Below are 17,716 nucleotides of genomic sequence, written 5' to 3'. Positions count from 1 at the left end.
AACATGGAAGTCTTAATCGATAACAAAAATGGCACTGTTTGGGATATACCTGTTTCATCGGTGCACTGGAAAACTAGTCGTATTGGGAAAGCTGGAACACTTGATCTGAAAGTAATAATCTCTGAGTCTCTTAAATTTCCCATTAATAATGGAGACATTGTACGGGTAACGGATGGAGAAAATAAAATTTTTTATGGTTATGTATTTGAGGTTGGTTGTAAACAGGGGGACGAAGTGAATATTAAAGCTTTTGATCAATTAAGGTATTTAATGTTTAATGATACATTCACTTTTGCTTCAACGACAGCATCTGATGCTATAAAAAAAATTGCTATAGATGCACAATTAAAAATTGGCATATTTGAAGATACCGCTTATAAAATGCCTCCTTTGGTGGAAGACGATAAAAAAGCTTTTGATGTAGTCTCGAAATTCTTAGATTCCACATTAATTGAGACCCATCGGAATTTCGTTTTATATGATAATTTTGGAGCGTTAGATCTTAAAAATATTGAAAATATGGTTATACCAGCAGACGACTTCTATATTGGGGAAGATAGTCTGCTTTTTGATTTTGATTATAAGAGATCTATTGATAAAGAGACTTTTAATAGAGTGAAATTAAGGCAGGACAATAAACAAAGCGGTAAAAGAGAGGACTATATTACGCAAGATTCAACTAACATTTCAAAATGGGGCAGGTTACAGCACTTCCAAAAAGTCGATGAAAAAATGACGACTGCACAAATTACTGACCTACTAGACAAGTTAATACAGATTCGCAATCGGGAAACAAAATCACTTTCATTGGAAGCGTTAGGACATTGGAAAGTACGTGCCGGGAGCTTCATATTTGTTTATATTGAAAAACTTGGGATTAAAGAGTATTTCCTAGTAGAAGAGTGTTCTCAAAAGTGGGAAAGTGGCGTACACACAATGTCCTTGGAGGTGAAAATTATATGAACATGAATGACATGATTAAGCAAATAGCAATTAAAGCAGTAGATGCTCAAAATCCTGTCAATGTAGTTCAGGGAATAGTGAAAAGTGTTGTTCCTTTGGAAATTGAAGTTCATCAAAAATTGAAATTAACAAAAGAATTTCTACTATTAACAGAGCGAGTGACTAGATACGAGGTAGATCTTGAACATGATCATGGTGGCCCTAAAGCGTTACAAGGCAAATTAATAGAAACTCCTATTAGAACAGGTCTTGCTACAGGAGATAAAGTGATACTCCTACGTTCTCAAGGAGGAGGCCAATTTATAGTACTAGATAAGGTGGTGGAGTAATGGTTCTGCCATTATCGGAATTTAATAGTGATGCATTTGAAGTTATTAAAGCGGAAGCTTTACCAACTAAGACATACAAATTGGACTTCGAAAAAGGGAGATGCGGAGGGCAAATAGAAGGCTTAGAAGCAATGGAACAAGTTATTTTCAAAGTTTTAAAAACGATTCGATTTGCTCACCTAATCTACTCAGATGATTATGGTTTTGAGAATATGATTGGTCACGAAAGGCTATTTGTTCAAGCAGAGCTACCGAGGCGAATAAAAGAGTCTCTCCTTCAAGATGAGCGAATTACTTCGCTAGAAAATATGGAGATAAGCTTTGAGAAGGATGAAGCCTATGTAAGTTTTACAGCAATAACAATTTACGGAGATGTTAAAGTGCTTCGGGAGGTGATGACAATTGTTTGAAAACCAGACGTTTGAAGCAATAAGAGATAGAATGCTAGAGCGAGTACCTGATGACGTTGACAAGTTGGAGGGCTCCATCATTTATGATGCGGTTGCTCCAGCTGCAATTGAATTAGCTAATTTATACGCGGACTTGGGTATTATTTTACGCCAAATATATGCAGATACAGCGGATGGAGATAACTTAACTAGGAGATTGGCTGAGTTTGGAGTTTATCGAGACTTAGCAACTTTTGCAATTAGAAAAGCTATGTTTACAGACTCTAACGATCATTTATTGGACGTGCCAATCAGCTCTAGGTATCGATTGAATAATGTCGTTTATGCAGTTACAGAAAGAATTTCACAGGGAGTATTTAAAGTAAAAGCTGAAACCACTGGAGCGGTAGGAAACAAAGATTTCGGGGACCTTTTGCCTGTGGAGCAGATTGAAGGTTTAGGAAAGGCCACCCTTACAGATGTACTAATTGCTGGGAAGGATGAAGAGACAGATGATTCTCTTTACGAGAAATATATTGAACAAATTAATGAGCGTGCATTCGGAGGTAATCGTGCTGACTACAAAGAAAAAATTACAAGTATAGAAGGTGTAGGCGGTGTGAAGTTATTTCGAGCTCCTAGTGGCGGAGGGACAGTTGGAGCGGTCGTTATTGGAGCGGATTATAATGTGCCTTCACCCCCATTAATTGAAACAGTACAAACAGCAATAGATCCTGTAATGAATCAAGGTGAAGGAATTGGTATAGCACCGATTGGTCATTCCGTTTCCGTTTCAAGTGTATGCGTAGAAACAGTTAATATTGAAACCAATCTTGTGATTAGTGGAGTTACAATTGGTCAAATCGAAAGTATTGTTCAAAAGACAGTCGATGATTATTTATTTTCACTTAGAAAAACGTGGGACACTCAATCTATTCTAGTTGTACGTATAAGTCAAATTGAAGCAAGAATATTGAGTATTGAAGGAGTACAGGACATAAACAATACAATCATAAATGGTTTGGCAGCTAACCTTGAGTTAAATAATACTCAAATCCCTGTACTTGGGAGTGTGATTTTAAATGGCTGACTTGATGAGTTATCTTCCGCATTATTATCAGGATATTCATGAATTTAAAGTACTTATGGCAATTGAAAATCCAGAATTCAATTTGCTTTTAAGTGAATTTGATGGCGTATTAAACGATCAGTTTATATTAACAGCGCAGGAACCTGCGATTGAAAAGAGAGAAAAACTTTTCAACATATTGGCCGATCCAAAAACGGAAACAATGGAGTTCCGAAGAAAAAGAATCATTAACCGTCAGTCTATAAAGCCACCCTTTACGCTCAAATACTTGCAGCAAAGACTAGATTTCTTATTAGGAGAAGGTGTTGCAACAGCCCGTGTAGATGTAACCAACTACATTCTAAGAGTAGAGCTAGCCATTACAAACGCAGCTCTTTTTAAAGAAGTATTAGAGATGATTGAGAAAATAGTTCCACTAAATATAATTTATCTTCAGAAAACAGCATTAGAAAATAGGCTATGTTTGAAAGAGCATATTATTGCCAGAAAAATTAAGCGGAGTATTCGATTGTCTACAAACTGGAGATTAGGTATTATTCCCTTCGGATCACTTTCAAGTGAGGTGGTGGTGAAATGATAAGAGCAGAATTTATTAATGAAATAGCACAATTCATAGAGACCAAGATTGATAAAGTACGTATAAACGACATATACGATATTAAAAATTTCACGATTAAAAGCGTATCTGAGGGTAAGGTGAACATGGCTTATATGATTCCAAATGGTGCTGTAACTAAAGTGACGAATATGGCCTTGTTAGACGAACATGACTTGGTCATAGCGGCTAATGATGTGTACATTCCAATAAGTTCAGATACAGATATTTCACATACATTTACGATAGTAGAGGTGGTTTAATTGGTATATCAAGTAAAGAAAAATTGGCAATACGATGAAGTAGTAACAGAACAAGATATGAACAGAATCGAAAGTGGAATAGAGGAAAACCAGCAAAATCTTACGACGCATTTGGCAGAAAAAGCGTCTTTGACAAAGATTGGACATACACAGTTATCTAATGAGATATACAGTACAGATGTGACAAAAGCGGCGACTTCCATGGCAGTTAAGAGCTTAAATGATATCTCGGCAAAAAAACTTTACGGTTATTTCCCTTTAAAAGATGCAAATCTTGTGACTGACTTCTCGTCCTATGCGTTTGCCAACGACAGCATAAATACACCACCAGGAGGAGATGGATGGTCTACAATAGCTACATTTCCAGGATTAGAGGCGGCAGATAGAGCAATTCAGATAGGTAACAATTGGAATGATATGAGTGGGTCTTACTGGATAAGGCGAAAAGAGAACACTGGATTTGTTGCTTGGGAAAAACTGATCACTAATAATTCTGCACCGTGGTTAACTGCGATATTGCAAAACGGTTGGAGCGGCACTATATCTTACAGGAAGGGTGCGAAAAATCAATTAGAGATATATCTAAAAGTTACATCTGGCGTAGTGTCTGCTGGCACAATTATCACGACATTGCCTGTAGGTTATCGAATTATAGAGTCGTATGTAACTCAAATACCTGTGATATTTAAAGAAAATCTAGGTATGCCCACGGGGTGCTTAATTATAGATGGAACTGGAAATATAAGAGTAGCGGATAATAGCTTTTTTTCTACAGGAAATAATTTATTAGGTGTTATCACACTGCCAATGGACGGAGGAGGTTGATTATGAAGCAAGCGTGTGAGATAGATGCACGAGGGTTTATGACTGGTGAAGTAATTGTTATTGAGCCAGTCAAGTATGACGAAAAAGAAAGTCCAGTGTACGATATACCTAGAGGATATATAGACGTTCCTTTACCTTTCAACGAAAGTGGTCAACTACCATTTTTCCGTCCTCGATGGACAGGTACTGCATGGGTAGAAGACAAGACGCAAGTAGAATTTGAAGAAGATGATTTTTTAAAATCACTTATTCCATCGAAAGAAGAATTAGCAGATGCAGATATAGAAATAAAAACGATATTACTATTAATGGAAATGGAGGTCATTTAAAATGACAGAAGTACACTTAGAAGGACTAACTTTGGCGGAAAAACGTTTAATAAAGGCATATGCCACTAGTATTATGGGGAAAGTACGTACTTTGGCAGATGTGAAACCTGCTAAACTAGCTCCATATTTGGAGTTGGAAATAGCAGAACGTGAAATTGCTGCATTATCCTGAGTTTGAATCATTAACTTAGGAACAAATACGTCTTAACAAAAAAGAATAATAAATCATAATAGAACGCCCACATGGGCGTTCTATTTGTTTTTAACACAACAAAAGGGGTGAAGAAATGGAAAAATGGTTATTTTCAATTGATAAAATAATACCATTGCTGTTTGGAGCAGTGTTCATACCCTTATTTGAATTTTTTTACGGTAAAGGTGAAGTAGTTATTTATACGATGACGGCTCTAGCTTTTTTTAATGTCATGGATTGGATTTCAGGTACACGATCTGCAAAAAAAGATAAAACGTACGCAAGTAAATACGGAATTGATGGTGTTTTTCGTAGTTTTTTTATATTAATGCTACCTGCGGGAGGTCATCTAATGGATATGATATCTGGAGTACATGGAGTATTCTTTGGAATCTTATCTTTTGGAGTTTTATATCATTTGATTCAATCTATGACTGCAAATTCAATTAGAGCCGGTTGGGGAAAGTGGGTACCCGAATGGCTACTAGTTAAGCTAACTGATTGGGTAAAAGAAGAAATTGAGACAAAGATCGCGCGCTCGTCAAAACGAAAAAGAGAACTGGAAGGTGAATAATGTGAAAAGTACATTAGAAACCTGCCAACCATGCAATCGGAAAAGAAATTATTAGGAGTAAACTGCAAGTTTTTATGTTAACACAAATGGATTTTCTAATAGTCGACTAGCAATGAATCATGTCTACCTAAAAAAACTGCCGCCGGGTGGCCTTTCCTTTTGAGGTGGTAATTGTCATGTGATATTCAAAGGAGTACAAGTATCATTCTTTTCTAGCAATTTAAATCTAAAATGAGGTGATAATTATGGTAAAAGTATTTATTGATGCAGGACATGGTGGAACGGATTCAGGGGCAGTAGGAAATGGTTTGCAGGAGAAAAGTCTAACATTGCAAATTGCCACTAGAACTAAAGATATTTTGCTTGCAGAGTATGACAATGTAAGTGTTTTAATGAGTCGAACTGGAGATCAGACTTTGTCGTTGCCTGCACGTACAAATGCGGCTAACTCTTGGGGGGCAGATTTCCTTCTTTCAGTTCACATTAATGCAGGTGGTGGGACAGGATATGAAGATTATATTTATCCGAGTGTTGGTGCACCCACTACAACCTATCAGAGTATAATTCATGCAGAAATATTAAACCTTGTAAACTACACTGATCGGGGCAAGAAACAGGAAAACTTCCATATGTTACGTGAAACGAATATGCCAGCTCTTTTAACGGAGAATGGATTTATTGATAATTCGAATGATGCGGCGAAGTTGAAAACAGTATCCTTCATTGAATCGCTTGCCAGAGGTAATGTGAATGGAATCGCAAAGTGTTTCAATCTTCCAAAGAAAAGCACAGCAGTTTATCATACTGTAGTAAGCGGTAACACTGTTTATTCATTAAGTCAGACTTATGGAAGCACTGTACAACAAATTAAAGATTGGAATGGACTTGATGCTAATTACACAATTCGTATAGGTCAAGTGTTGAGAGTGAAATAAATAATAATTAGCCCTGCTCACTTAGGTGGGTAGGGCTTTTTTTGTTAATTAGCAGAAGAGGGGAATTAAACAATAAAAGACCTAATATTATTTAGAATTCTCTACTTCTATAACAAATGTGTTACACTATACATATAACAAAAGAGTGTGGGAGGTGTCATTATGTTTATCGAAATACAGTCAAATTCATCTGTGCCAATTTATTTACAGCTTGCCCAGCAACTAGTGGAAGGCATAGCAAGAGGAGAGCTGAAACCAGGAGACTCGCTGCCATCCGTTCGTGCATTTGCCGCAGATCTTGGGATGAACATGCATACAGTGAACAAAGCCTATCATTACTTAGAAGAAAAAGAATTTATACAAATCGTCGCTAAATCGGGCGTTATTATACAACCAAATGGAATACCAAAAGCTTCGGATGAAGAAAAACAACAATTGGCGGATCAAATCCGTCCGTTAATTGCAGAAGGGCTCGTTTTAAAACTTTCTGAGGAAGAAATGGTCCAGATGTTGGGAGAGCTAGTTAAGGATATTAAGGAGGAGAAATAATGATTATTTTATTATTTGGATTCATTCTTTTATTTATAACGATATTACAAGCTTTTACGCCAAAACTTGTGAAACAAACAGAAGCATTTGGTGTGTATGTACCAGAGCAATACGTCAAAGAAGAGACGGTTGTTCGATTGAAAAAAAGGTACACTCAGGTTGTCTTATTGGTAGGGATAATCATTTTAGCAGGTTATCTTATTTGGGCACTTTCACAAAAACAGAGTGAAGAGGTAATTGCACTTGTAGGCATTGGCGTTCAATTTTGTATACTTTTTATAAGCTTAGGTTACTATTTTGCGATGCACTTTCGTGTGAAAAAGCTGAAAGAAGTGCAAGGATGGATAGTCGGCAAACAGGAGGTACGCGTAGTAGACTTGCAATTTCAAGAAAAGCTGCAGTTGTTGCCGAGAATCGTGTTTATCATTCCAATGATTATTACAGGTGGCCTAATTATTTATACGTTCATGAAATATGCACAAATGCCGGATATGATTCCGACGCATTGGGGACCTTCTGGACAGCCGGACGCATTTAGTAAAAAAACATATTTTAGTGCCCTATCGCTGCCGCTTATTTTGCTTGTCATGCAAGGTATGTTTTTGATGATGAGCGAAGGGATGAAATTTTCAGGTGCACGCATTAACCCGGCAAATAAAAAAACATCGCTAGCGCAACAACTAGCATTCCGAAAATATACAAGTTGGTTTGCTTTATTTATCACAATAAGCGTGACATTAATGATGGGCTATTTTCATTTGCAAACAATTCACCCTGAAATTTCATCGCCGTGGGTTATGTTCGCTCTTCCACTGGTCTTTCTCGTAACTACCCTCGTTAGCGTAGGGATTTATGCAGTAAAAGTAGGGCAAGGCGGATCACGAATAAAAATAAAAGGCGATAGCCCGAACTTAGAAGACATGATTGCTGCAGTAGAAGATGACCGTTATTGGAAGGGCGGCATGTTTTACGTGAATAAAGACGATCCAAGTATTTTAGTCGAAAAACGATTTGGCGTAGGATGGACACTAAACTTTGGGCGTCCACTCAGTTGGATTGTTTTATTCTTACCGCTTATTATCATTTTTGTAATAGCATTTAGCTTATAAAAAGGGGGAATTCATATGTTAGTAGTGACGACAGAAAAAATTGAAGGCTATAAAGTTGTCGAAGTAAAAGGCCCGGCATTCGGTCTAATTGTAAGAAGTAGAGGACTCGGCGGGGATATTATGGCGAGTTTTAAAGGATTAGTAGGTGGAGAAATAAAGCAGTATACAGCAATGCTGGAGGATTCAAGAAAAGAAGCGATGGACCGTATGATTAAAAATGCTAACGAAATGGGTGCAAATGCTATTGTCATGATGCGATATGACTCAGGAGAAATTGGTACAAATATGAGTGAAATCGTAGCATACGGAACGGCAGTTGTTGTAGAGAAACTATAATGGCAACTTTTATAATAGTGGGTGTGTATGCGGTGCAAATTATAGCTGTTATTGCCTGTATTTTGCTTGGCTATTTTATTTATGATAAACGCTTTAATCGCAATCATGGAATGGAAGTTCCAAAGGATTTTGAATCAACAGATGAGGTTAATCTGGACCCTGTGACTGGTGAGAGAACGAGAGTGTATTATAATCCTAAAACAGGTGAACGTTTTTATAAAAAAGAAAAGCAGCTTCCGTAAACTCGGAAGCTGCTCATTTTTATTCTTCGTCAAATACTACTACTTTTTCCATTTTAGCGCCGTTTTTCATAGCTGTTGCTACTTCAAGGCCGCTTGTTACTTTACCAAAAACAGTGTGAACACCGTCTAAGTGTGGTTGTGGTGCATGCACGATAAAGAATTGGCTTGAGCCAGTGTCTTTTCCAGCGTGAGCCATTGAAAGGCTTCCAGCTTCGTGTTTGTGTGGGTTACCAGCAGTTTCACATTTAATGTTTGTACCGCTTCCGCCCATACCTGTACCAGTTGGGTCTCCACCTTGGCTAACAAAACCAGGAATAACACGGTGGAAAATTACACCGTTATAAAATTCGCTGTTAGCTAATTGTTCAAAGTTTGCAACTGTGTTTGGTGCTTCATTCGGGAACAAATCAAATTCGATTTTTTCGCCAGTATCCATTAAAAAATAACCTTTTTTCGCCATTGTAAACACTCCTTTTTGAATAAATCCTTCATCATTATAGCATGTACTTATTGCAATCTCCAAAGACAAGTGATTGAAGCCTTATCAGATAATCAATCTTTAATTTTCCGAAGAAGATAAAGGTGAACACTGAAGAAAGTTAAACACTCTGATGATAGAATAATTAGTTGTATTCTACCACCCCCCGGAGCAATGAAGTCATATATTGACCAGCGATTAGAGCGAGTATATAAAATCCAAATCCAAATTTCGAAGCATTATCGATTTTATGGAGCTACCATAGCTTATATAACAAAGTGATGTAAGTATTGCATCAAAATGGTACTATACAAAAAGAGGTGATTCATAATGAACGGACAAAATAAAAAAGATGTGAAGCCAGGAATTGAAGTGTATATCGTATTGAAAAAGGATCAACGAACAGGTAACAAAACAAAAGGAATTGTCAAAGATCTTTTGACTAATTCGGCCTTCCATCCACATGGTATAAAAGTGCGTTTAACAGATGGACAAATAGGTAGGGTTTGTGAAATTATCGAAAAATAAGGAGTGAAATAACATGCATATAGAAGCACAAATACAACAATGGTTTGATCATTTTCACAAATATCCGGAAGTTAGTTGGAAAGAATATGAAACAACTAATAAACTAGCAGAAATATTAGATGAACTTGGAGTTCCTTACCGACGTTTTGATGACGTGACAGGATTGCTTGCAGAAATCGGTGAAGGGGAAGAAGTCATTGCGGTTCGCGCGGATATTGATGCGCTTTGGCAGGAAGTTGACGGCGTATATCGTGCCAATCATTCTTGTGGGCATGATGCAAATATCTCTATGGTTTTAGGGGCTTTATTGTTAATAAAAGATGAAAAGCTAAACAAACGTATTCGATTTATATTCCAGCCAGCTGAAGAAAAAGGAAATGGTGCGAATGCCATGATTGATCGAGGTGCACTCAAAGGGGTGACGCATCTATTTGGGGTGCATTTACGACCAATTGAAGAACTTCCGTTTGGCAAAGTATCACCTGCTATTCATCATGGTGCAGCCATGTTTTTAGAAGGGAAGATTAAAGGAATTGACGCACATGGAGCACGTCCACATCAAGGGAAAAATGCAATTGATGTAGCGGTAGCTATTCATCAAGCGTTGAAAAACCTGTACTTTTCACCATTCGAAGCATACTCTGCAAAGCTTACAAAAATTCAAGCAGGTGGAGAAAGTGCGAATATTATTCCAGGTACTGCAACATTTTCAATCGATGCACGCGCACAAAAAAATGAGATTTTATTCAAAATGAAAGATCAAATAGAAAAAGATTTACAGACGTTGGCTCAATTGTTTGATATAGACATGGAATGGACATGGGAAGATATAACACCTGGTGCCGAAGTATCGAAAGACGCGGCTGCAATTACAAAACAAGGAATTATCGACGTTGTTGGTGAAGAGAATCTTGCAGATGAAGTAATCACGTCTGGAAGTGATGATTTCCATTTTTATACGATTAGACATCCTGAAGTAAAAGCAGCGATGATTGGTATTGGAGCAGATCTTGCACCTGGGTTACATCACCCAAATATGTCGTTTAATCATGAGTCATTAGTATTAGGTGCAAAAATTATTGCGAAAACGCTTACAAATTTCTCTAAAAAGAATTGACGATAAGGTTATTTAGCTTTATCATTACCCTATTAACGACTATTAAACGACAATTTAGAATTGTTACAAAGGTTATTTCTAGGGGGAAATTGTATGAGTGCAAAGGAAACGAACAGTACTAAAAAAGAAATGTCATTAATTTGGGCACTTATTCCGTTATTAGCAATGATCATATGTATGATTTTTGCAGTTGTATATATGGGACAAGGGCCACATATACCTCTTATAGTTGGAACTTCTGTTGCAGCGCTTGTTGCATGGAAGCATGGATTTAAGTGGAAAGAAATAGAAGAAATGATGTACAAGGGGATTAAATTAGCATTACCAGCAGTTGTTATTATTATTTTAGTTGGTTTAACAATCGGTGCCTGGATAGGTGGCGGAGTTGTTGCTACGATGATTTATTATGGGCTTAAAATTATTACGCCTGCTTTATTTTTAGTAACGATTACGGTTATTTGCGGAATTGTTTCACTTGCAATTGGTAGCTCATGGTCGACGATGGGGACGATTGGTGTTGCTGGTATGGGAATTGGACTTAGTATGGGAATTCCTGCACCAATTATTGCGGGGGCTGTTATTTCAGGTGCTTACTTTGGAGACAAGATGTCCCCTTTATCTGACACTACTAATCTAGCAGCAGGTTTAACGGGTACAGATTTATTTGAACATATACGCCATATGTTATACACAACCATCCCAGGTTTACTTATTTCTTTAACTGTATATGGCATCTTAGGGTATCAATACAGAGGAAGCAAAATTGATCAAGAAAGTATTCAACAAACCATTTCTATGTTAAATCAGAGTTTTGTTATTTCACCGTGGTTGCTGTTAATTCCATTAGTGGTAATCGTACTTGTTGCTAAAAAAGTGCCAGCAATTCCTGCATTAGTTATAGGGATTTTACTTGGATTTTTATCACAAGTTTTTATTCAAGGTGGTTCTGTTGCGGCAGCTGTTGGAACACTTCAAGGTGGTTTTGTTCTTAAAACAGGAAATGTCATGGTAGATGAGTTGTTTAATCGTGGTGGCTTAGATTCCATGATGTATACCGTGTCGATGACAATTGTTGCAATGACATTTGGAGGAATATTGGAGTATTCTGGTATGCTGCAATCGATCGTGAAGCAAATATTAAAAGCTGCAAAATCAGCAGGTACATTAGTTGCGTCAACAATTGTAGCTTGTTTTACAACAAATGCAACTTGTTCGGAGCAATACATTTCAATTGTTGTTCCAGCTCGTATGTTTTCAAAGGCGTATACGGACATGGGGCTTCATTCGAAAAACTTATCCCGTGCACTAGAAGATGGAGGGACATTAACTTCTGTCTTTATACCTTGGAATACATGTGGAGTTTTCATCTTAGGGACGTTAGGCGTTGGTGCGTTTGAGTATGCACCTTATGCTATATTAAATTTCGTTGTGCCAATTCTGTCGATTGTATACGCGATGACTGGTTTTACGATTCAAAAGTTAACTGAGGTAGAAATTCAACGAAAAGAAGATACGGTTCAAGTATAGGAAAAAAGGAAAGTTCACAAATGCTGAACTTTCCTTTCTTTAACTGATAAGAAAGTATATGCTTCCATACTCAGTAATTGTCTAGCTACAGCGCCTAGCCCCTCGGGGTCAAATGTGAAAAGGTGCTCCTGCGGTTACTCGTCGCAGAAAGACTTTGCTCCTGCGGTTACTCGTCGCAGAAGAACGTTTCTGTCGGGGCAGACATAGGCGCTTCTATAAATAAGTAGGGAAATTAAACTCATACAGAGAACGAGGACGACCTTGCTGGTAGGTCATTTCTTCTCCAATAATGCGAACGTAACCATGATCGACAAGCTTTTTCAAAGTCCGTTCGGTCGTTCTTCTACTAACTTGCAAATAGATTTCTAAATCATACGCAGTGAATTCAATGGAGCTTCGAGATCGACTAAACTGCATAATTTTAGATAGATTTGCTGGACTTAAAGTGGTTTCTTTCGCTAACTGTACGAGTTTCGGGTCATTCGTTTTCAGACGCACTTGTTTTTGATTGTTTGGAAAAGGTCCCAATAGTTCTTTATTGTCGTTAATCAAATAAGCGGTATTGTCCGCTGCATACGGAAGTGCATCCTTTGCATTTTGTGTAGCTTCTACAGCTGTTTTACCGAATCCAAATGCTATTTTTATCGGAGAAGAAACGACTTCAAACCAAGTTTCGATTGTGTTTTCTTCTAAAGCTTTCTGTACATCGCCTTGCGTTGAAAAAAGTGTGTATAAGGACTCTTCTACTTTGATCATGCTTGCTTGAATCGAGCTTGAAATTTGTTGTAATGACTTCTCGGAAATTACAGTGTCCATCGTTAATTGGATATATCCAACGGCGATTTTAGCGGACTGACTTTTTGCAAGAAGTGCCATCGATTTAGTATCTTTGATTCCTTTTATAATCGAGTTTTTCGGATCAATCATTCGAATAACGGGAATGTTTTGTGAACGCAATGCTTCATAAGCAGCATGAATACTTGTAATAGCTAGGGAAGTCTTCCCGGTTATTTGTAGGTTGGAGTGAAAAGACACGACTTCTTGTATATGAAAAGCATGATCTATTTTCAGCGTAAATGGATAGTGTTCTGATTGCCCAATGTCTTGTAAAACGCTTTGAACAAGCTGCGGCTCGATTAAGTCAATTGAAATATGATGAATTGGAATAAAATTTGAATAACTGTTAGCTAATAAAGTAGTGGCGATAGCTGTATCATCTTGTATTAAATAATGAGAAGGTACGGGTAAACGTTTTCTCGCTTCTTCTGCGAACGAATAAGGCAAAGATCCAGAGAAAAATACGGCATCACATGGCTTAATATTTTTTACTAGTTCAATTGCCTCGAATGGAGTATTATAAATGTAGTAATCCAAACGAATAGAAGGCAATTCTTGTTCAAATGTCTTCAATCGTTCAATAAAATTTGCAGAACCTAACACTGCAATTCGTGTGTGCATAAGCAAACTCCTTTTTTTATATCTTTAACGTCTATTTAACGACAACTATATATAGAAACTATCAACTTGTAAAGAAAGTAGGGTAAATAAATTGAAAATTAAAGAAATTGAAATATATGCTATAAGATTACCACTAGTAGATCCATTTATCATCAGTTATCACACATACGATGATATGCCTTCGATTATAGTGAAACTTACAACAGAGGAAGGCATTGTAGGATACGGAGAAGCAGTGGCAGATGAGCATGTTACTGGCGAGACATGGGAAAGCACATATGCCATGTTGAAAAACACATTAGCTCCTTTATTAATTGGAAAAAATCCAATGGAATTTGAACGTTTACATGAAATGATGGACAAAGCTGTTTATCAAGCACCTGCAGCGAAAGCGGCAATCGATATTGCTTGCTACGATGTAGTAGGGAAAAAGTTAGGAGTACCTGTTTATCAGCTTCTGGGAGGGCGTTATCATGAAAAATTCCCGGTTACGCATGTATTAAGTATTGGAACACCTGAATCGATGGCAGCAGAAGCAGCAAATCGTATGAAGGAAGGGTATTCTTCGTTCAAGATGAAAGTTGGAACTGAAGTACAAACGGATGTGAAACGTATTCAAGCAGTGCGCGCACAAGTAGGAGACGATATCGCAATTCGTGTAGACGTAAACCAAGGTTGGAAGAACAGTGCAAATACAATTACGGCAATGCGTCAACTGGAGCAAGAAGGATTAGATTGGTTGGAGCAGCCAGTAGTTGCAGATGATTTTAATGGAATGGTCGAAGTAAAAGCTAAAACGACAACCCCACTTATGATGGATGAAGGCTTAAGAGGCATTCGAGATATGCGTGAACTAATTGAAAAACAAGCAGCACATAAAGTGAATATTAAATTGATGAAGTGTGGCGGGATTTACCCTGCGATGAAGCTTGCACATATGGCGGAAATGGCTGGCATTGAATGTCAAATTGGTTCTATGGTTGAGTCTTCGATTGGATCAGCGGCAGGTTTCCATGTTGCTTTTTCTAAAAAATCATTTACTAGCGTAGAGTTAACAGGTCCTTTAAAGTTCTCTAAAGACGTTGGAAACTTACACTATGATGTGCCTTTTATTAAACTAAATGAACGTCCAGGTTTAGGGATTGATGTGGATGAAGCTATTTTGCTTGAGCTAACGGAGTATTCGACAAAAGTGACAGAATAAGAGGAAGTGTTTGCATGAAAGAATGGACAGGCAATCTTGGAGCACAAGAATATATTGTTCGTGTATTAACAATGGATCAATTGGAAAACATTTTGCGCATACAGGATGTTGTTTTAGATACGATTGAAAATAAAGGCTTTTTATCTCCAGTAACAAGGGAAGAATTTACACATTCAATAGAGAATCGTCTAATGGTTGGAGTGTTCGTGGAAGATGAATTGATCGCATTCCGCGCCCTTGCAAAGCCCGAAATAGACGAAGATCACTTAGGGTATGATATTGGACTTTCAACAGAGCAGTTAGAAAAAGTTGTCTATCAAGAAATAACCAACGTCCACCCAGATTACCGAGGATTTGGACTACAAAAAAAATTAGGACTTATTGTAATGGAAATGCTAGACGCATCGCCTTACTCTCATGTATGCGCAACTGTCGCACCATTCAATATTGCTAGTTTAAAGGATAAAATAAGCCAAGGTATGGTCATCGGTGCACTGAAAAATAAATACGCTAATATGCTGCGTTATGTATTTTATAAAAAGCTGCACGAAGATCGTGAACTAGGTGGAGAAGTAATAGAAGTGAAAATGGAAGACACCGAAAAACAGCAGCAATTACTTGCTGAAGGTTGGATTGGGACGGGTATGTTGCAAAAAGATACTGTTTGGTATGTGAGTTATGAGGAAAAAGGTACTTACTTATAAAGTGATGGTGAAAGAAGACTGTAGACAAAATCTCAAAACTGAGAGAAGTCTACAGTCTTTTTTTTTGAAAATATTCATTCAATTTAAATTGAGTTCATGGTTTTTATACGTAGTTTGTAAAAACTAGAAAATTTTGAATATTGGACAAAATAGCTGCAGCCTACACATTCATCAAACCTGCAAAAGCTTTGGAGACAGGACATGATCTAGCGAAAGCTGTAGAAAAGACTAAGGATGTTGCTGTGAAAGAAAAAGAAGTAGTGGAGAATGCTGTTAAGGGTACGAATAATCATCTTTTGCCTACTGAAGGTAAAGTAGGGACATTTAAGGAACTTGCAAAACAAGGTACAGCATTTGATAATATTACACCGCATCATATGCCTTCTGCTTCTAAGATGAAACAAGCAGGAGTAAAAATGAACGATGGTATTAGTATGAATATGGAACAACCCCATCCAGGAGTGGGTGGAAGGCATAGAGAAACATATACTTATGGATTAAATGGAAATAAACTAGAAGAATATTTAAATCTAAGTTACCGTGATGCCCTTGCTAATGATATATTAGACTCAAGAAGAATATATATGAAGGACGGCGTCTACACACCTGAAATAAGAGAGGGTCTTAAAGATACAATTAGAAAGAATAGAGAATTATATCCTGAGTTATTTAATAAGTAAGTGGGGTGGAGTATATGGATGCGAAAATGGAATTAAAGAAAGTCTACACAAATAGACTTTTACAATCTCAAAAAGAAATATCTGAATTTGAAGAAGCATTAAGTAATCTCATTGGTTTAGGGGATAAATCAGTTATTACAGGATTATGCATGGGATTTGACGATGATACAGAACAATATGAAATAATGTTCGGATTAGTACATGGTATAGAGCATCTCTATAAAGAAAATATTGAAGAAGGATTATATTTAATCGCTTTAGCTGTCCCAAGTGTTATTGATAGGGCAAGAGAATGGATGGAAGTTTTACATTACAGAATTTTAAATCATGAACAAGTAAGAAGAATATATGGTAGTGTACTATCTAAGCTAGATGACAAGAAAAAAGAGATAATAATAAACTTACTAAGAGACATAAAAAGTGAAGACCCAAATATGTTTAGCAATTCTGTAGATGAAGTATTAAAAGTAATATAATTATAACCACCTTAATTGGCTAAAAACCTTTTAAGGTGGTTTTTCATCTACTACCCAGTACCGAATAAATTGCTTATCGATATGTGGCTAAATATAACTCTTGTAATCCCTATATAATATATTAACAAATTATATAGTACGTACACACCTTTAAAACGTACTAAAAGTGGAACAAAGACAAGAGTAGATGCAATTGGAGTGGATAAAACGACTGGCAATATTGTGATTGAGGAATACAAAGCTTCTTCTACAGCACCATTAACAAAAAATCAGAAAGTCGCTTTTCTTGAGATTTTGGAATCAGGGGGAACAGTGTTAGGTAAAGGGAAACCACCATTTTATGGCGGAACTGAAATTCCACCTACCAAAATTAATATTGTTAGAAAAAACTAGAAAGAGGTGATTAAGATGTCAATAGAAGATAAAGATAAAATTGATGCAGTAGGGGTGAATGAAGAAGAGAAGTTAGTTACTTTAGCTATAACAGACCATCTCGATTGGGAAAATGAATACGACCATCTAATTATGCTTCAAGAAAAAATAAACTTATATTTAAGTTTTCTTGAAAGTGGCAAGATATATGAAAGTTGTCCTTCTGCGAAAGATAAAAAAATTGAGATTAAGCTATTTTCAAAATATGATTTGACTGAAAAGGCGGAAGAATTTTTAAATGTAGCATATGCTCAAATAGTAGAAGCAGGTTTTAATTTAAGTTGCGAGATTTCAGGTGAGTAACTCTATATGGAGGAGGGAACCTTAATTGGCTAAATGCCTTTCAAGGTTCTTTTTTTGCGGGGCTACCCAGTGCCGAATAAACAGCTAG

Annotated in this window: 26 protein-coding genes; 24 read left to right on the top strand and 2 right to left on the bottom strand. The window is 37.0% G+C overall.

From position 1 onward, the window contains the following. The first annotated feature begins 3 nt into the window (after positions 1-3). The 15 genes from RUH95_RS18110 to RUH95_RS18040 all read left to right on the top strand — a co-directional run bounded on the left by RUH95_RS18110 (position 4) and on the right by RUH95_RS18040 (position 8,721). Entirely contained in the window at positions 4-963 is a 960-nt protein-coding gene (locus tag RUH95_RS18110; protein WP_313894306.1) for an XkdQ/YqbQ family protein, read from the top strand. Next, positions 960-1,292 carry a DUF2577 domain-containing protein gene (locus RUH95_RS18105; RefSeq protein WP_313894305.1) on the top strand — a complete coding sequence of 111 codons (333 nt, stop codon included), beginning with the start codon at positions 960-962 and terminating at the stop codon, positions 1,290-1,292. Before RUH95_RS18110 ends, RUH95_RS18105 begins: the two co-directional genes overlap by 4 nt. Further along, the gene (locus RUH95_RS18100) at positions 1,292-1,702 is read left to right on the top strand and encodes a DUF2634 domain-containing protein (protein ID WP_313894304.1); all 411 of its coding nucleotides are present in this window, start codon (positions 1,292-1,294) and stop codon (positions 1,700-1,702) included. The genes RUH95_RS18105 and RUH95_RS18100 overlap by 1 nt, the downstream gene beginning before the upstream one ends. Next, a complete protein-coding gene (locus RUH95_RS18095; protein WP_313894303.1) occupies positions 1,695-2,771 on the top strand; it encodes a baseplate J/gp47 family protein in 1,077 nt (358 codons plus the stop codon). Before RUH95_RS18100 ends, RUH95_RS18095 begins: the two co-directional genes overlap by 8 nt. After that, the gene (locus RUH95_RS18090; protein WP_313894302.1) at positions 2,764-3,348 is read left to right on the top strand and encodes a putative phage tail protein; all 585 of its coding nucleotides are present in this window, start codon (positions 2,764-2,766) and stop codon (positions 3,346-3,348) included. Before RUH95_RS18095 ends, RUH95_RS18090 begins: the two co-directional genes overlap by 8 nt. Further along, a complete protein-coding gene (locus tag RUH95_RS18085; protein ID WP_313894301.1) occupies positions 3,345-3,629 on the top strand; it encodes a ketopantoate hydroxymethyltransferase in 285 nt (94 codons plus the stop codon). Before RUH95_RS18090 ends, RUH95_RS18085 begins: the two co-directional genes overlap by 4 nt. Then, complete coding sequence (locus tag RUH95_RS18080) at positions 3,630-4,454, top strand: phage tail protein (protein WP_313894300.1); 825 nt, start codon at positions 3,630-3,632, stop codon at positions 4,452-4,454. Between the two features lie 2 nt (positions 4,455-4,456). Beyond that, positions 4,457-4,783, top strand: a complete 327-nt coding sequence (locus RUH95_RS18075; protein WP_313894299.1) for a hypothetical protein — start codon at positions 4,457-4,459, stop codon at positions 4,781-4,783. A 1-nt stretch (position 4,784) separates the two neighbouring features. Then, positions 4,785-4,955 carry a hypothetical protein gene (locus tag RUH95_RS18070; RefSeq protein WP_313894298.1) on the top strand — a complete coding sequence of 57 codons (171 nt, stop codon included), beginning with the start codon at positions 4,785-4,787 and terminating at the stop codon, positions 4,953-4,955. Positions 4,956-5,070: 115 nt separating this feature from the next. Further along, the gene (locus tag RUH95_RS18065) at positions 5,071-5,550 is read left to right on the top strand and encodes a phage holin family protein (protein ID WP_313894297.1); all 480 of its coding nucleotides are present in this window, start codon (positions 5,071-5,073) and stop codon (positions 5,548-5,550) included. Between the two features lie 245 nt (positions 5,551-5,795). Next, on the top strand, positions 5,796-6,485 hold the full coding sequence (locus RUH95_RS18060) for an N-acetylmuramoyl-L-alanine amidase family protein (protein ID WP_313894296.1): 690 nt from the start codon (positions 5,796-5,798) through the stop codon (positions 6,483-6,485). Between the two features lie 162 nt (positions 6,486-6,647). After that, entirely contained in the window at positions 6,648-7,034 is a 387-nt protein-coding gene (locus RUH95_RS18055; RefSeq protein WP_313894295.1) for a GntR family transcriptional regulator, read from the top strand. Beyond that, entirely contained in the window at positions 7,034-8,143 is a 1,110-nt protein-coding gene (locus RUH95_RS18050) for a DUF1648 domain-containing protein (RefSeq protein WP_313894294.1), read from the top strand. Before RUH95_RS18055 ends, RUH95_RS18050 begins: the two co-directional genes overlap by 1 nt. 15 nt (positions 8,144-8,158) lie before the next feature. Then, positions 8,159-8,479 (top strand): YbjQ family protein, encoded by a 321-nt coding sequence (locus RUH95_RS18045; protein WP_313894293.1) that lies wholly within the window; start codon positions 8,159-8,161, stop codon positions 8,477-8,479. Next, positions 8,479-8,721, top strand: a complete 243-nt coding sequence (locus RUH95_RS18040; protein ID WP_313894292.1) for a hypothetical protein — start codon at positions 8,479-8,481, stop codon at positions 8,719-8,721. Before RUH95_RS18045 ends, RUH95_RS18040 begins: the two co-directional genes overlap by 1 nt. 19 nt (positions 8,722-8,740) lie before the next feature. Here RUH95_RS18040 and RUH95_RS18035 read toward each other — a convergent pair whose 3' ends face one another. After that, positions 8,741-9,181: a peptidylprolyl isomerase gene (locus tag RUH95_RS18035; RefSeq protein WP_313894291.1), complete on the bottom strand. Its 441-nt coding sequence runs from the start codon at positions 9,179-9,181 to the stop codon at positions 8,741-8,743. Between the two features lie 348 nt (positions 9,182-9,529). Here RUH95_RS18035 and RUH95_RS18030 point away from each other — a divergent pair, with 348 nt between their 5' ends. The 3 genes from RUH95_RS18030 to nhaC all read left to right on the top strand — a co-directional run bounded on the left by RUH95_RS18030 (position 9,530) and on the right by nhaC (position 12,371). Beyond that, the gene (locus tag RUH95_RS18030; RefSeq protein WP_313894290.1) at positions 9,530-9,727 is read left to right on the top strand and encodes a YwbE family protein; all 198 of its coding nucleotides are present in this window, start codon (positions 9,530-9,532) and stop codon (positions 9,725-9,727) included. A 13-nt stretch (positions 9,728-9,740) separates the two neighbouring features. Next, the gene (locus tag RUH95_RS18025; protein WP_313894289.1) at positions 9,741-10,844 is read left to right on the top strand and encodes an amidohydrolase; all 1,104 of its coding nucleotides are present in this window, start codon (positions 9,741-9,743) and stop codon (positions 10,842-10,844) included. Positions 10,845-10,937: 93 nt separating this feature from the next. Beyond that, positions 10,938-12,371 (top strand): Na+/H+ antiporter NhaC, encoded by a 1,434-nt coding sequence (gene nhaC / locus RUH95_RS18020; RefSeq protein ID WP_313894288.1) that lies wholly within the window; start codon positions 10,938-10,940, stop codon positions 12,369-12,371. A 213-nt stretch (positions 12,372-12,584) separates the two neighbouring features. Here nhaC and RUH95_RS18015 read toward each other — a convergent pair whose 3' ends face one another. Beyond that, on the bottom strand, positions 12,585-13,829 hold the full coding sequence (locus tag RUH95_RS18015; protein WP_313894287.1) for a transcriptional regulator: 1,245 nt from the start codon (positions 13,827-13,829) through the stop codon (positions 12,585-12,587). A gap of 91 nt (positions 13,830-13,920) precedes the next feature. On the opposite strand from RUH95_RS18015, the gene RUH95_RS18010 reads away from it, so the two are divergent. The 6 genes from RUH95_RS18010 (at position 13,921) to RUH95_RS17985 (ending at position 17,628) form a co-directional block, all read left to right on the top strand. After that, on the top strand, positions 13,921-15,033 hold the full coding sequence (locus RUH95_RS18010) for a mandelate racemase/muconate lactonizing enzyme family protein (RefSeq protein WP_313894286.1): 1,113 nt from the start codon (positions 13,921-13,923) through the stop codon (positions 15,031-15,033). 14 nt (positions 15,034-15,047) lie between these two features. Next, positions 15,048-15,737, top strand: coding sequence for a GNAT family N-acetyltransferase (locus RUH95_RS18005; RefSeq protein ID WP_313894285.1), 690 nt, complete (start codon positions 15,048-15,050; stop codon positions 15,735-15,737). Between the two features lie 140 nt (positions 15,738-15,877). Next, positions 15,878-16,417, top strand: a complete 540-nt coding sequence (locus RUH95_RS18000; RefSeq protein ID WP_313894284.1) for a hypothetical protein — start codon at positions 15,878-15,880, stop codon at positions 16,415-16,417. 14 nt (positions 16,418-16,431) lie between these two features. Next, the gene (locus RUH95_RS17995) at positions 16,432-16,893 is read left to right on the top strand and encodes an Imm30 family immunity protein (protein ID WP_313894283.1); all 462 of its coding nucleotides are present in this window, start codon (positions 16,432-16,434) and stop codon (positions 16,891-16,893) included. A 198-nt stretch (positions 16,894-17,091) separates the two neighbouring features. Continuing rightward, positions 17,092-17,286, top strand: coding sequence for a hypothetical protein (locus RUH95_RS17990; protein ID WP_313894282.1), 195 nt, complete (start codon positions 17,092-17,094; stop codon positions 17,284-17,286). A gap of 15 nt (positions 17,287-17,301) precedes the next feature. After that, entirely contained in the window at positions 17,302-17,628 is a 327-nt protein-coding gene (locus RUH95_RS17985; RefSeq protein WP_313894281.1) for a DUF6572 domain-containing protein, read from the top strand. The last annotated feature ends 88 nt before the right edge of the window (positions 17,629-17,716 follow it).

This window comes from Psychrobacillus sp., assembly GCF_032154225.1.
GTDB lineage: Bacteria > Bacillota > Bacilli > Bacillales_A > Planococcaceae > Psychrobacillus.
Note: the sequence above shows the minus strand (reverse complement) of the source record. Positions and strands in the feature narration are given on the sequence as shown.